This is a genomic window from Kosakonia sp. MUSA4, from assembly GCF_013085925.1.
GTDB lineage: Bacteria > Pseudomonadota > Gammaproteobacteria > Enterobacterales > Enterobacteriaceae > Kosakonia > Kosakonia sacchari_B.
The window spans coordinates 892,794-907,034 of the sequence record NZ_CP025697.1 but is presented as its reverse complement, the minus strand read 5'-3'; the positions used below and the strand labels follow the sequence as shown (position 1 = coordinate 907,034).

The 14,241-nt window shown below is 48.5% G+C and carries 8 protein-coding genes and 7 pseudogenes; 9 read left to right on the top strand and 6 right to left on the bottom strand.

All coding sequences use genetic code 11. From position 1 onward, the window contains the following. Positions 1–202: 202 nt before the first annotated feature. Positions 203–454 (top strand): annotated as a pseudogene (locus tag C0557_RS04240) (tyrosine-type recombinase/integrase); the annotation flags it as partial. A 273-nt stretch (positions 455–727) separates the two neighbouring features. Here the strand turns inward: C0557_RS04240 and C0557_RS04235 are convergent. Together C0557_RS04235 and C0557_RS04230 are read right to left on the bottom strand one after the other, a co-directional pair. Next, positions 728–886, bottom strand: a pseudogene (locus C0557_RS04235) (transposase); the annotation flags it as partial. Positions 887–912: 26 nt separating this feature from the next. Next, positions 913–2,060 (bottom strand): annotated as a pseudogene (locus tag C0557_RS04230) (IS3 family transposase). Between the two features lie 251 nt (positions 2,061–2,311). Here C0557_RS04230 and C0557_RS27630 point away from each other — a divergent pair. Then, positions 2,312–2,504, top strand: a pseudogene (locus C0557_RS27630) (resolvase); the annotation flags it as partial. Positions 2,505–2,793: 289 nt separating this feature from the next. Here the strand turns inward: C0557_RS27630 and C0557_RS04225 are convergent. After that, positions 2,794–4,047, bottom strand: a complete 1,254-nt coding sequence (locus tag C0557_RS04225) for an enolase C-terminal domain-like protein (protein ID WP_208657599.1) — start codon at positions 4,045–4,047, stop codon at positions 2,794–2,796. A 339-nt stretch (positions 4,048–4,386) separates the two neighbouring features. Here C0557_RS04225 and C0557_RS04220 point away from each other — a divergent pair, with 339 nt between their 5' ends. The 4 genes from C0557_RS04220 (at position 4,387) to C0557_RS04205 (ending at position 8,470) form a co-directional block, all read left to right on the top strand. Continuing rightward, positions 4,387–5,154 carry an SDR family oxidoreductase gene (locus C0557_RS04220; protein ID WP_208657598.1) on the top strand — a complete coding sequence of 256 codons (768 nt, stop codon included), beginning with the start codon at positions 4,387–4,389 and terminating at the stop codon, positions 5,152–5,154. 84 nt (positions 5,155–5,238) lie between these two features. Continuing rightward, positions 5,239–6,600, top strand: coding sequence for an MFS transporter (locus C0557_RS04215; RefSeq protein WP_208662779.1), 1,362 nt, complete (start codon positions 5,239–5,241; stop codon positions 6,598–6,600). Next, positions 6,569–7,660: an L-idonate 5-dehydrogenase gene (gene idnD / locus C0557_RS04210; protein ID WP_208657597.1), complete on the top strand. Its 1,092-nt coding sequence runs from the start codon at positions 6,569–6,571 to the stop codon at positions 7,658–7,660. Before C0557_RS04215 ends, idnD begins: the two co-directional genes overlap by 32 nt. 90 nt (positions 7,661–7,750) lie before the next feature. Continuing rightward, complete coding sequence (locus C0557_RS04205) at positions 7,751–8,470, top strand: FadR/GntR family transcriptional regulator (RefSeq protein WP_208657596.1); 720 nt, start codon at positions 7,751–7,753, stop codon at positions 8,468–8,470. A 369-nt stretch (positions 8,471–8,839) separates the two neighbouring features. Here the strand turns inward: C0557_RS04205 and C0557_RS04200 are convergent, their stop codons facing one another. Then, entirely contained in the window at positions 8,840–10,213 is a 1,374-nt protein-coding gene (locus C0557_RS04200) for a DHA2 family efflux MFS transporter permease subunit (protein ID WP_208657595.1), read from the bottom strand. Between the two features lie 214 nt (positions 10,214–10,427). Continuing rightward, a complete protein-coding gene (locus C0557_RS04195) occupies positions 10,428–11,072 on the bottom strand; it encodes an NAD(P)-dependent oxidoreductase (RefSeq protein ID WP_253073780.1) in 645 nt (214 codons plus the stop codon). Positions 11,073–11,278: 206 nt separating this feature from the next. Between C0557_RS04195 and C0557_RS04190 the strand changes: the two genes are divergently transcribed. Together C0557_RS04190 and C0557_RS04185 are read left to right on the top strand one after the other, a co-directional pair. Then, positions 11,279–11,659, top strand: a complete 381-nt coding sequence (locus C0557_RS04190; protein WP_208657593.1) for a helix-turn-helix domain-containing protein — start codon at positions 11,279–11,281, stop codon at positions 11,657–11,659. 132 nt (positions 11,660–11,791) lie between these two features. Next, positions 11,792–11,908, top strand: a pseudogene (locus C0557_RS04185) (transposase); the annotation flags it as partial. 225 nt (positions 11,909–12,133) lie between these two features. Here C0557_RS04185 and C0557_RS04180 read toward each other — a convergent pair. Further along, positions 12,134–13,151 (bottom strand): annotated as a pseudogene (locus tag C0557_RS04180) (IS110 family transposase). Between the two features lie 66 nt (positions 13,152–13,217). Between C0557_RS04180 and C0557_RS04175 the strand changes: the two are divergent. Beyond that, positions 13,218–14,200: pseudogene (locus tag C0557_RS04175) on the top strand (IS3 family transposase); the annotation flags it as partial. Between the last annotated feature and the right edge of the window lie 41 nt (positions 14,201–14,241).

Genomic DNA, 14,241 nt, shown 5'->3' with positions numbered 1-14,241 from the left:
ACACCGCCAAATGCCGTATCCGCCAGTTAACTTCATCGACTCCGGTAACTGGCAACCGTATACCCTGCTAATACCGACAAAATGGGGTGTATGAATGGGTTAACCGACAAATCCTCACTAAAATCGTGGGTATCCATATCCCCTTCTGAATGAGGCGGCAATATGACGCACTTGTACGACGATATAAGGGTCGCCGCGGTACGCTGCGTTAAGGCGGACGGGGATCGATTATTTCCGTTTTCATGGTCTGCGCCCGGCATGCTCGAGCTGGCTGGTTCAGTCCGGCGGGGCGTTAAGCGCATTACAGGAAATGGGTGGCCGGGAGTGTATCGAGATGGTGCAACGTTATGCACATCTGGCACCGAATCACCTGACGCAACACGCCATGCAGATTGATGCGTTCCAGGCCGGAAATGACACAAAATGGCGCAAGAGGGAGTGGTTGGTCTGGTGAATATCGCGTGAAGCCGCGTGGTTAAGTGGTGCGATAATAGGAACGAAACATGAATGCTAATTTATTGTTATTAATAACATTATATACATTCAAAAATAAACATATACACATATCTATACACTTTGTTTCTTGTGTCGAATTTGCTCACTCATTTTTCACAAATTCGTAACAACCCAAAGTAAAAGAAGAAAAAACGTAAGCGTACAGCGAGAGCCGTATTGACGGGGCTCTGTTATTCAGTTGGCAGTGTGATGCGCCAGGGTAGCAGTTCGCTGACCCGGCGTTGCGGTCATCACGAACGTATGTCCACAACCGCCCGGTCTTCGTCTTTTTATTACCTGGCAACAACATCGGGACGGGCGTGTCATCAGCGTGGAGCTTACCGTCAGTCAGCACATAGTCCTGAAGCGCCTTTTCCAGTGGTGACGTAAGTATCCCGCTGAATAGCCACGGATAATCTAGACACTTCCGAGTCGTTGATAATATTGGTTTTCATACTCCGTCGGTGGCATCTGATCGCTCGAACCATGTCGACGCTTACTGTTATAAAACATTTCGATGTAATCAAAAATATCGCTGCGTGCTTCTTCCCGTGTTCCGTAAATCTTTTTCTTTATCCGTTCACGCTTCAGTAGCTGGAAAAAGCTTTCTGCAACTGCGTTGTCGTGACAGTTACCACGACGGCTCATACTACCCTCCAGACCGTGTGATTTCAGGAACGACTGCCACTCATGGCTTGTGTACTGACTACCTTGATCAGAATGAACCAGAACCTGTTTTTGGGGATTACGTCGCCACACGGCCATCAAAAGCGCATTCAAAACAATATCTTTTGTCATCCGCGGTTGCATTGACCAGCCGATAACTTTGCGCGAGAACAGGTCAACAACTACGGCAAGATACAGCCAGCCTTCGTGGGTTCGGATGTACGTTATGTCCGTTACCCACCGTTCATCCGGTGCTTCCGGGTTGAACTGCCGCTGGAGTCTGTTGGGTGTCACGATACTGGCTTCACCTTTACGCGATCGTGGGCTTCGATACCCAACCTGAGCCTTTATCCCGGCACGCTTCATCAGCCGCCAGACCCGGTTAATCCCACATTGTTGCCCGCTATCTTTCAGGTCGAGATGGATCTTGCGATAGCCATAAACGCAACCGGACTCCAGCCAGAACTGTTTGATTTGTCCTGTCAGCCTGAGATCCGCCTGATGCCGTGGTGAATGCGGCTGCTGAAGCCAGGCGTAAAACCCACTCGGATGAACATTCAGCACCCGACAGAGCAGACGAACAGGCCAACAACAGGAGTTGTCACGGATAAAGGCGTACCTCAGTCGGACAGCTTTGCGAAGTACGCCGCGGCTTTTTTTAATATGTCCCGTTCGTCAGTAACCCGCTTCAGCTCCTTCTGGAGTCGGCGGATCTAGGCCTGAGCATCTGACTGCTCTTTGTTGGTGGAAGAGTCCGGTCCGAACTTCTTTATCCAGGCATAAAGACTGTGGGTAGTGATATCGAGGCGTGTTGCAACGCTGGAAACAGAATGACCACGATCAACAACCTGTTTGACAGCTTCAATTTTAAACTCTTCAGGGTAACGCTTACTGCTCATGTGCACCTCTCTTTTAAGCCATTTTAAATGACTCAGAGGTGTCTGTTAAACCCGTGGCGATTCATACGCAGTTTTTTATTGTTATTACATGCGGATATGCAGCTGTCCGAACCGGCGTGCCAACGCTAAAGTACGCATACAATATTTGACTTGGCTGATAAATAACCGACGCAGATAGGGTTAACGTATGCTCCAGGTGGAGCATCAGGAATGGATATGATGGAAAAACTTAACGGAACCTATTTTTATGCCGGTCGCTGCCAGATAAAGATCCTTCGCAGGCTGACCCAATCACCCATACTGTAATAACTGCCATCAATAATATGCTTATCGACCTGATGGCCACCATGTCGCATAAGAACTGGCTGAGCTGCCGCCAGCGGCAAAAACAGGGAATTGTGTGGGTACATATTCTTTGTAGAATACCGGGGTAAGCTGGCGGATTAGGATGGTACTAAAAAGTCATGCATTACCGGCAGGTTAAAAGAAAAAGGCTACAGCACTTCGCCGGTTTGCCGTATACAGGCTAAGATATCCTGGGGAGGTTGAATGACAAGTATAGATATCTAAAATTCTGGCCTCCTGATGAGCTGCTCACAGACACATGGAGAACGTCTGTCTGGATATATCAAAAACCGTTTCGAGAGAGTTGGAAATATTGACAAATTCGGGGTCCAGGCGATTGAGGAAGACAGGAATAAGGCCCGGTAGACGCCAACCGGGCCTTCATTGTTTACGGTCTTGATGCCGTACCGTCCGGTGTGCGCGCCATTGTCCAGGATGGTATCCCCCCCTCACACGGATACTTCGCCGCCTTGACCTCATCAAGGTCGATCCCCAGACCTGGCTTATCATTCAGATAAGCATAGCCGCGGTCTATCTCCGGGCAGCCCGGGAAAACATCGCGCAGTGCGTCATTCATTGGCGTGTACTCCTGAATACCAAAATTGGGCGAGCTCAAATCAAGATGCATATTGGCGCTAACCCCCACAGGGGAAATGTCTCCTGGCCCGTGCCATGCGGTGCGCACACCGTTCAGTTCGCTGTAGACGGCGAGTTTCTTCGCCGGTGTAATGCCGCCGATGGTACTCACGTGGCAGCGAATATAGTCGATCAGCTTGTTGTCAATGAGCGGCTTCCACTCATTCACATTCACAAACAGCTCCCCCATGGAAATTGGCGTGGAAGACTGCTGGCGCAGCATTTTCAGCCAGTCGATATTTTCCGGCGCAACCGGATCTTCAAGATAAAACAGCTGATACTGTTCGAGCGTTTTGGCCAGGTTAATGGCGGTAACCGGGGTCACACGCTCATGCACATCATGGATAAATTCGATGCCAAAGCCGAGCTTATTACGCAGGTGGTCGAACAGACGCGGGACGCTTTTTGCATAGGCATCCGGGTCAAAGTAGATACCGGGCATTTTACTGCGCGGTGAACGCTTCGGCTGAATGTTCTTTGCACGCGCCAGCTGCGTAGCGATTAGTTTGAGGTCATCGGTTCCCGCACCTCCATACATCCCCATCTGGCAGCGCACGTACTGGTAGCCTTCTTCCATTCTGGCGCGGATATTATCTTCCACTTCCACTTCATCGCCGCCATCGGTGTGGCAGTACAGTGGGATCCCGTCGCGACATTTGCCGCCCAGCAGGTCATAAACCGGCATGCCTGCCAGCTTACCTTTGATATCCCACAGCGCCATATCCACACCGGATAACGCATTGTTCATAATCGGTCCATTGCGCCAGTATCCACTCACCGCCCCTGACTGCCAGAGATCCTCAATACGTGTCGGATCTTTGCCAATCAGAAAAGGTGCCATGTACTCATCGATCGCGCTTTTTACCGCGAAGATACGTTGGGTAAATGTCGCGCATCCCAGCCCATACAGCCCCGGTTCGTTGGTCTCGACTTTAACGACAGCCAAATCAATGCCACCCGGTGCTGTCAGAATCGTTTTCACATTAGTGATTTTCAGGTTACTCACTTTCACTCCTCAATTCAGCGAATTTACGGCATGTCATACAGTGAAGAACGACATGATACTTATTTGTAAGTTGTCCTACAACTTGGCGTTGTTATATCACGCTTCTTTTATAGCGTAACAACGAGAGCATCATTCTGTGACTGCGATCAAATTGCGTGCAGTAAAATTTAAATTTTTACATTTAATTCAATGTATTAATTGTTATTTGACGACAGATATTTGTGTCTATTTGTGATCCTTGTTGCAAATTCACGGGCGAGTTGTTGATTTTATCCAGGCGAAAATTCAACCTCTAATAAGACAGTCGTCATACATATTAAACACAAGTGAGGAAACAACATGACCGCTTTATTTGATTTAACCGGGAAAACGGCGCTGGTAACGGGCTCTGCACGTGGGCTGGGCTTTGCCTACGCAGAGGGGCTTGCTGCTGCGGGCGCACGGGTCATCCTGAATGATATCCGCGACACGTTGCTGGCCGAGTCGGTGGATACGCTGGCGAGTAAAGGCTACGACGCACACGGCGTGGCTTTCGACGTCACCGATGAACAGGCGATTGAGGCGGCTTTTAGCAAACTCGATGCAGAGGAGATCAGTGTTGATATCCTGATCAATAACGCCGGCATTCAGTACCGCAAACCGATGATCGAGCTGGAGCTGGAAAACTGGCAGAAGGTGATCGACACCAACCTGACCAGCGCATTCCTGGTCTCCCGCGCGGCGGCGAAGCGGATGATTGCGCGCAACAGCGGCGGCAAAATCATTAATATAGGCTCGCTCACCAGCCAGGCGGCCCGCCCGACCGTTGCCCCGTACACGGCGGCAAAAGGCGGCATCAAAATGCTCACCTGCTCGATGGCCGCAGAATGGGCGCAGTTTAATATCCAGACCAACGCCATTGGGCCGGGTTACATCCTGACGGATATGAACACCGCGCTTATCGAAGACAAGCAGTTCGACAACTGGGTGAAAAGCAGCAACCCTTCTCAGCGCTGGGGTCGTCCGGAAGAACTCATCGGCACCGCCGTCTTCTTATCATCCAAGGCATCAGATTATATCAACGGGCAAATTATTTACGTCGATGGTGGCTGGCTCGCCGTGTTATAAGCCGCCCGTACTCTACCTACTCGCCTTTAAAATTGACGGCATATGTTCACCTCAATGGCATGCCGATATAACACAGGTATTATTATGAAGGCTTCAAGACAACGATTCTTTATTCTCACATTGCTGTTTATTGTGACTGCAATTAATTATATGGATCGCGCCAATCTTGCCGTTGCTGGTTCGAATATCCAGAATGATTTCAGTCTGACGCCAACACAACTGGGTTTGCTTTTCTCCATGTTCACCTGGGCCTACGCCGCGAGTCAAATCCCTGTTGGCTATGTACTTGATCGCATTGGCTCTCGTATTCTTTACGGTGGTGCGATTATTCTGTGGAGTATTTTTACCTTTATGATGGGGTTCGCCTCACACCATTTATTCGCGACGGCAACCGCTTCATTTGCGATGCTTCTGGCCTGCCGTGCATTAATTGGCGTTGCCGAAGCGCCGTCCTTCCCGTCTAACACAAAAATAATTGCCACCTGGTTCCCGGACCATGAACGTGCGCGTGCGACCGCAATTTATTCCAGTGCGCAATACCTTGGTCTCGCGCTGCTGACCCCTGCCCTCGCCTTTATTGTGGCTAACTACGGTTGGGAAATGTCGTTTTATCTGTCTGGTGGCGCCGGGATTCTGTTTGGCATCTACTGGCTTATGTATTATCGCGATCCACAGCACAGCACCGCTGTGAACCAGGCCGAGCTGAATTACATCAAGGTGGGAGGCGGCTACGGCTCAGCCAACCAGTCTGCGGTTAGCGAGAAAATCAGCTGGCAAGATATTAAATTCTTCCTCAGTAAAAAAACGATTTGGGGTTTGTTCATCACCCAGTTTGCCTGCTCGTCTACGCTCTATTTCTTCCTCACCTGGTTTATTGTTTACCTGGAAAAAGGGCTGCATCTCTCTATTTCCAAAGCCGGGATGGGTGCCATGCTGCCCTATATTATGGCGATGCTTGGGGTGCTCTGTGGCGGTACGTTAAGCGACATGTTGCTGAAAAAAGGCAAATCCCGAACGCTGGCACGAAAATTACCCGTGATGGCTGGCCTGTGCGTCACTATGATTATTGGTCTGGTGAACTTCTTTGAAAACCAGCCAGTTATTGCGATTGTCATTTTGTCTGTTGCGTTCTTTGCTAACGCCTTTTCAAACCTGGGTTGGGTGGTCTGGAGTGATGTGATCCCCCGTAATTTCCTCGGCACCATGGGCGGTTTTTTAAATATTTGCGGCAATCTTTCGGGGATCGTTAGCCCAATTGTTATTGGGGTTATTCTCCAGCGTACGCAAAACTTCCAGTATGCCATGTGGTATATCGCAGGCGTCGCCGGACTGGGCTTATTAGCCTACATATTCCTGGTGGGCAAAATTGAAGTGATCCTGCCTGAAAAAAAGAATGCCGACACCGTGGATGAGAATGCCATTAATCCGGCAACTGCCAACAAATAATGAGGTCATTATCAAAATGGAAAAAATAACCTGTAATGCTTGTCTGGCCCATGCGGAAAAAGACGTACGCTTTGAATCACGTGAAATCGAGCACGGTGAGCATGACGTAGTCGTGAAGGTCGCCTGTGGCGGTATCTGTGGCTCTGATATTCACTACTACCAGCATGGCCGCGCGGGGATGTCTGTCCTCAAACATCCGATGGTGATTGGCCATGAGTTTGTCGGCGTGATCAGCAAAGTGCCCGCGAGCAGCGAGCTGAAAGTGGGTCAGACGGTTGCGGTGAACCCGTCCAGCCCCTGCAATCAGTGCGAGATGTGCCTTTCCGGTCATCAAAACCTGTGCGGCTCCATGCGCTTTATGGGCAGCGCACAGTTCAATCCGCATGTTAATGGCGGCTTCTCTGAGTACGTAGTGGTAAAACCGGAGCAATGCATTCCTTACGATAACCGCGTGCCCGCAAACGTGATGGCTTTTTCGGAACCGCTGGCGGTCGCCATTCATGCGGTAAAAAAGGCGGGGCAGTTGACCGGCAAACGCGTTCTCGTGATTGGTACAGGCCCTATTGGCTGCCTGATCCTCGCGGCGGCGCGCTGTGCCGGGGCATCTGAACTGGTGGCGTCCGATCTCAGCCCGCGCTGCCTGGAACTGGCACGCCAGATGGGGGCCACGGCGGTGATGGATCCGCGCGATGAAGAACAGGTTGCCCATTATCAGCAGCATAAAGGCTACTTTGATGTCGTGTTTGAAGCCTCCGGCGCGCCGATTGCCGTGGCATCCACCGTCGATTTCACCCGCCCTGCCGGCACCATCGTCCAAGTGGGTATGGGGGCCAGCCCGGTAAGCTGGCCGGTGTCGCCGATGCTGGTTAAAGAGCTTAACTGGGTCGGTTCATTCCGATTTATCGGTGAGTTCATCACCGCGGTACGCTGGCTGGAAGATGGGCACGTCGATCCTCGCCCGCTTATCAGTGCAGAGTTCCCGCCCCAGCAAATTGAAGACGCATTGATTACCGCCACAGACAAAAATGTCTCTGCTAAGGTACTCATTCGTTTCGATTAACGGTGAGAAGCGCCCGACAGGGCGCTTTGTTCTTAAAAGTGAATTGTTATACAATAAACCACTTCAGCGACATCTTAGCGGATACCCATCTTGAGCATAAAATCCATTCAAAAACAGAATGTTGTAAATGAAATTTATGATCAGATAAGCGGCAAACTACTGGATGGCAGCTGGGCACCGGGTAGCCGCTTGCCCTCAGAAGCGGAGCTGACCACTTCATTTAACGTCAGCCGGGTCAGCGTACGTAGCGCGGTCCAGCGCTTTCGCGACCTGGGGATTGTGGTGACACGCCAGGGCAGCGGCAGCTACGTGAGCGAAAACTTCACCCCGCAGATGTTGAGTAACGATCCCCGCCCGATCATGCACCTCAGCCGCGAAGAGTTCCACGATATGATGATTTTCCGTCAGACCGTGGAGTTCAAATGCGTGGAGCTCGCGGTCACGCACGCCACCGACGACGACATTCGCCAGCTCGAAGAAGCTCTGAACAATATGTTGATCAACAAGGGCGACTACAAAAAGTACTCGGAAGCGGACTACGAGTTCCATCTGGCGATTGTCAGGGCATCGCACAATAGCGTGTTCTACAACGTGATGAACTCAATTAAAGACGTCTATTACTACTATCTTGAAGAGCTTAATCGTGCACTTGGCATCACTCTTGAGAGTGTGGAAGCCCATATCAAGGTCTACATGTCGATTAAGAACCGCGATGCGAGCACAGCAGTGGAAGTACTGAATGAAGCGATGTCAGGCAATATTATTGCCATCGAAAAAATCAAATCGATAGATACATCCGGGACAAAATAACTGTCGTTGCAGGCTCGCCTGTAGAACAGGCTAGCAGGTGGACTGAATCCGGGATAGTAGCCAACAGATAAAAGTAATCCACTAACTATTTACCCGTATGAGTGTAGCAAGTCCCACTTTGAGATGTTGGCAGTGCGCACGATGCCGATAACACTTCGGCGTAACAATATACAACTCATGGCATACGACCAAGTGTTCATCTTTCAGGGTACCAATGGCGTTGGAACTGAGCACATCCTACAGGAGGATGCGCGGTGCAAAATTGCCCCTGACCCGAAATCCTGCTCCATTCAGAAACAGTAATTCTGGCAGATCCATTTTCCAGAATTACTAATGTGCCTGTAATTGGCTAGTTTTATTTAAATTATATTAGTGCCTGAAGTTTTTTCCTTGTGGAAGAGCGAGTGAAGTAATAAGTGTTACTATATGGAAGAATGAGAGTAAAAGGAATGCATAGGCCCAGGTATTCACTGTCGGATTAACTTCCTGAACAAGCTGAATTTTAGTCAAAAAAACTGCGCAGACTGTAGTTAATGACGGACCGCCAAGGCGCTGAATAATGTTAAGCGTTGTTGTCGCCATTGGGATGTTTTTTTTATCGATCGATGTATAAACTGCAGTAATTGCTGGTAGACCTAATGCACCAATCCCCATCCCACGTATTAGTAATGAAAATGTCAGAATGCTATTGTTCATTCCATAAACGGCAATAGTTAATATAGCAAGTGTGCCTGCAACTGATAAAAGTGCACCACAAATGGCTACGGAACGAATCCCAAATTTTTTAGTCAGATAGCCCATGTTTGGGATTGAGATCATCATTCCCAGACCAAGCGGAACTAGCTGTAAACCAACGGCTGCGGGTGACTGATGGTAAACATCAATAAGAAAAAGTGGTATAAGCATTTGTCCTGCAAACGTTACACCATTTGAAAAAAATTGTGCTATTGACGCAACAGAAAAAAGATTGTTCTTGAATTGGCTTATATCAATCAGTGCTCGTGAATCTTTTCTTATCTCGACATGAATAAAAATCATCAACAATGATGCCGCAGCAGCAATCAGCCAGAGATCAGCTTTTTCGGTTCCTAACAAAAAAAGCACCAGACAGGGAGACAACAACCCCAGTCCAAGCCAGTCGAGTTCTCGCGGGATCTTTTCTACAGAGTCTTGGGGTAAAAACATTATTACCAGTAATAATGCAACAATGCTGACAGGGACATTTACATAAAACAACCAGCGCCAAGAGGCATAGTGCAACACAACACCGGCGATTGCGGGTCCTATCAATGGCCCAAGTAAAATTGGGAAAGCCGCATATCCAGCAAATCTGGCAAACTGGTTTCCAGCTGCTCGTGCAATCACCATCTGTGCCATAGGAGCAAGTAGACCACCACTTAGTCCTTGTATCAATCGAAATGTTATCAGAGAACCCGCAGACCATGCTGTACCACAGAGAGCAGAGCTAAAGGTAAATGTCGAGAAGCAAAGTATGTAGAGCTTTTTCCCACCTATTCTTTCCATAAGCCAACCGCTCAGGGGCATAACAAGTGTGAGCGCCAGTAAATATCCGCTGGTTACCCAATGAATGGTTGACAAGCTGGAGTTAAGCTCGTCTGACAAAGTTGATAGTGAAACATTGACAATCGTTGCATCAAGCTGAGCCAGTAGTGATCCTAATCCAGCTATAGCTGTGATTTTCCAAACATAGGGAGACAACCCTTCTTTATCACTTTCAGTCATAAGGAAATCATCATTAGTCAAGCCAGTGACAGTTTTTTGAATATGTTTACGCCATTCTATTCAAATCTTTAGGTGTTTAATTAACAACTGTTGGATTAAAATACAACTGATTATTTGCGTAAAAATAAGCCCCTAATTTCCGTGTATATTCTTTAAGGCCTCTAACAAAACGGAAGATGCGTTTTAATGAAAAATTATTTAATATGCGTATATATTAATAGGCAACACCTATATGGGCGCGATGGCGTGTTGGATTTTCTATTTCATCCATAACCGCGCGAGCATAGTCAATGCCACTAATTGCTGACTTTCCATCCTCATTGAATAATGCTACGTCGTCCCCAATTCTGTAATGACCAATATCTGAACCTGGCGACCATGCAGAAAATTCTAATGCCGGAGAAACAAAAAGCCAGTCTACACCTGTTGTATCTTCAAGCAATCTATAGAGTACCTGAAGATTCTCTTTGGCTTCCGAAATAATGTCATATGGCGTATCAGCGGGAAAATCTTCTACTTCCAGCATCCGGGGGGCGCCAGCCGTTCGTCTTAAGCAAGAAAATCCCCCCACCAAGACAAGACGCGCTCCTGCTTCTGCCACCTTTCTGGATAATTTATGGTAGATTCGAGCCAGTTTCCCAGCATTATCTCCGCGTGGAGAGAGTGCACCTATAACAACATCCACGCCTGATAATTTCACATCAATGCTTTCAATATCAGTTACTATATACTCAACATTTTGAATTCTGTCTGAGGTGATTTTTCTGCATAGTACAGTGACTTGGTGTCCACGCTTTGAGGCTTCGAGCGCAATTGCAGAACCCGCATAACCTGTGCCACCTGCTACGGTAATTTTCATATACTTGATCATCCTGTTACTTTCAACAATTAAAAAATCATTCAAAAAAATTATGAGTGTGTATCTATCAAACAGTGAGGTTCGATTCTGTGCTTTATGAGTCGGTCTACATTTGTTACTTACTCTATAATTTGTTTATGATATGTACAATTAGGCACTTTGATGTATCCTGGTCACATAAAAGTGACCATTTATAGGAGATAAGAGTGGCAACACCGCATGGACTATTACCACCAGAAGGCACTGACCTCAATCAGCCTTGTGTTGTTCGCGATGTAATCGATCGGGTGGGCGATCGCTGGAGTCTCTTGATTATCGGACACCTTGCTGCGGGTCCTCAACGTTTCAATGCATTACAGCGTTCTATTGGCGATATTTCAAAGCAAGTTCTTTCGAGAACATTGAGTCGACTGGAAGAGGATGGCTTTATTAATCGTACAGTCATATCTGGTAAGCCTCTGCAAGTAGTCTATGAGCTGAGTAATATGGGCTTATCATTCCTGTCTCCTTTAAGGTATCTACTTGATTGGGCTCATAATAATCAGCATGCGATTGCATATGCGCGCAAATCATATGTTCAGAAGTAGTGTAAGCATATCCGTTTTAGTTCAACGTACTTTTTTGAGATTTCCGGTTTTTTTGATCTCCTCCCTGAAAACAGTGCCAGTCTAAACTGAAGTATCCGGTCTTTCTTCCATCTCGCCGGGAGGCACATCGCCATGAAAAAGACCCGTTATACCGAAGAACAGATTGCGTTTGCGCTGAAACAGGCCGAAACCGGCACCCGCGTCGGGGAAGTCTGCAGAAAGATGGGCATTTCTGAGGCCACCTTTTACATCTATGGACTACCTCCGTTTTGCAAGTACTGAATCTGGTTTTGGGTTGTTGCTTACATCTATCCGGCATCAGGAAAATCTGTGTCCAAATGGGTAATCCGCACACAATCGCCTCAACAACTGGACGGCCCCTGAGGCCAGTATAAAAATCAGGTTCCGATTGTGCAGGTGCAACCTGTAACCATTTCTCAGTACGCTGCAACTTTTGCTGACAGGGTATTTATTTCACACTACCTGATACTCGGTCTCATTTCTCAGCATCGACCAGATTATTCTCGCGTTTTTGTTAGCGACCGCCACGGTCGTTTTATTAAATCCTCGCCGTTCCTTTAACTGGTTAACCCACTGGTTCATATAACCCTCATTGTTATTCGTGGCAACCCTGACGACAGCGCGGGCACCATGAATAAAAAGTGTCCGTAGATGCCTGTCGCCTTTTTTCGTCATATTCATCAGCACCTGCCTGTCGCCACTCGAGTGCTGGCGTGGAACCAGACCCAGCCATGCAGCAAAGTGACGGCCATTCTTAAATTCAGTTCCTTTGCCAATAGCAGCAAAAACGGCCGTGGCCGTTTTAGGGCCAATACCTTTAACTTTGGCAATACGCTGACAGGCTTCTGATTGTCTGAATACTGTTTCAATTTCCTTATCAAAAAAATGGATCCGACGCTCGAGATCATTAAAGAGATCACAGAGTTCCGCAATTGTTCTGCGCATACGGGGGCTCAGACCGTTTTCTGCATCTTTAAGGATAAGAGGAATAGCCCGGCGAGCTCTGGAGACAGCACTGCCAATGGGGGCCCCCCCGGTCAAGTAACAGCCCTCTTATTTGACAGACTGTCGCAGTGCGGTGATTAACAATACGCTGCCTTGCCCGGTGTAAAGCCTGGATATCCTGCTGTTCCGGACTTTTTGGCGGCACGAACTGCATTGTCGGTTGCATCAGAGCCACTGCGATGGCCTGCGCATCATTACCGTCATTTTTTTGCCCGCGGACAAAGGATTTTACATACTGAGGACTGATGACCTTTACTTTGTGCCCCAGTTTCTCAAACTCACGCTGCCAGTAAAATGCCCCGGTGGACGCTTCGATCCCAATCAGACATGCTGGAATATTTGCCAGCGTCTGAAGTAACTCTTTTCGGCCAGTGCGTTTCGTATAAACCAGTTTGCCGGCGTGGTTTAATCCGCAGAGCTGAAAAACATTTTTAGCCAGATCAACACCCAGAAATACGATATTCATGGCGATTCTCCTGGTGAACGCATTTCGTACAGTTAACTGCAGCAGGAGGAGGTAGTCCATCCCATTAACTGGAAAAAGAAATTTGCCGGTCTGGGCGTGACGGAACTGCGACGTCTGCGGCACCTGGAGGATGAAAATCAGCGGCTGAAAAAACTGGTGGCTGATCTGAGTCTGGACAAAGAGATGCTTCAGGAGGTGCTGAAGCAAAAGTTCTGAGGCCGGCTCAGAAGCGCCAGGCGGTGCATTTCCTGCTGGAGGCTTACCGTATCAGCGTCCGGCGGGGTTGCGGGCTGCTGATGCAGAGCAGAACGGTTTACCACTGGCTGAGCCGGCGTGATGATCGGGCAATAACCCTGCGCATCAGAGAGATAGCAGAAACCCGGATACACTACGGTTGTCCACGCATTCATATCCAGTTACGCCGGGAGGGCTGGCCTGTTAACCACAAGAAAACCCACCGGATTTATTGTCTGGAAGGACTGAACCTGTGCCGAAAGCGGCCCCGCAGGCATGTCAGTGCAGCACGCCGTCAGCAGCGCCCGACGCTGACGCATGTCGATCAGTGCTGGAGTATGGATTTTGTGTCGGATAATCTGTTTAACGGGCGGCGTTTTCGGGCACTGACTGTAGTGGATAATTTTAGTCGGGAATGTCTGGCGATCCATGCCGGAAAATCGCTGAAAGGAGACGATGTGGTCAGCGTGATGGAAGAGCTGCGGGTGCTGGATAAGCGCCTGCCGGTACGTATTCAGACGGATAACGGCAGCGAGTTTATCTCGAAAAGTCTGGATAAATGGGCGTATGAACACGGTGTCACGATGGACTTCTCCCGCCCCGGAAAACCGACAGATAATCCGTTTATTGAATCATTTAACGGTAGCCTGCACGACGAATGCCTGAACATTCACTGGTTTTTATCACTGGAAGATGTGCAGGAGAAACTCGACAACTGGCGCAGGGAATATAATCATGAGAGAACGCATTCATCATTAAATGACATGACTCCGGCTGAATTTATCCGAAGTCTCCAGAAAGACGAAGATCTCTGATTTAGCACTGCACTGATTTTGGGTCAGGGTCAGAAATCCGG

Excerpts from the sequence above, each read along its gene's own strand:
- C0557_RS04215 (WP_208662779.1), top strand. The coding sequence starts at position 5,239 with ATGAAGGCTTCAAGACAACGATTCTTTATTCTCACATTGCTGTTTATT.
- C0557_RS04195 (WP_253073780.1), bottom strand. The coding sequence starts at position 11,072 with ATGAAAATTACCGTAGCAGGTGGCACAGGTTATGCGGGTTCTGCAATT.
- C0557_RS04220 (WP_208657598.1), top strand. The coding sequence starts at position 4,387 with ATGACCGCTTTATTTGATTTAACCGGGAAAACGGCGCTGGTAACGGGC.
- C0557_RS04200 (WP_208657595.1), bottom strand. The coding sequence starts at position 10,213 with ATGACTGAAAGTGATAAAGAAGGGTTGTCTCCCTATGTTTGGAAAATC.
- idnD (WP_208657597.1), top strand. The coding sequence starts at position 6,569 with ATGCCATTAATCCGGCAACTGCCAACAAATAATGAGGTCATTATCAAA.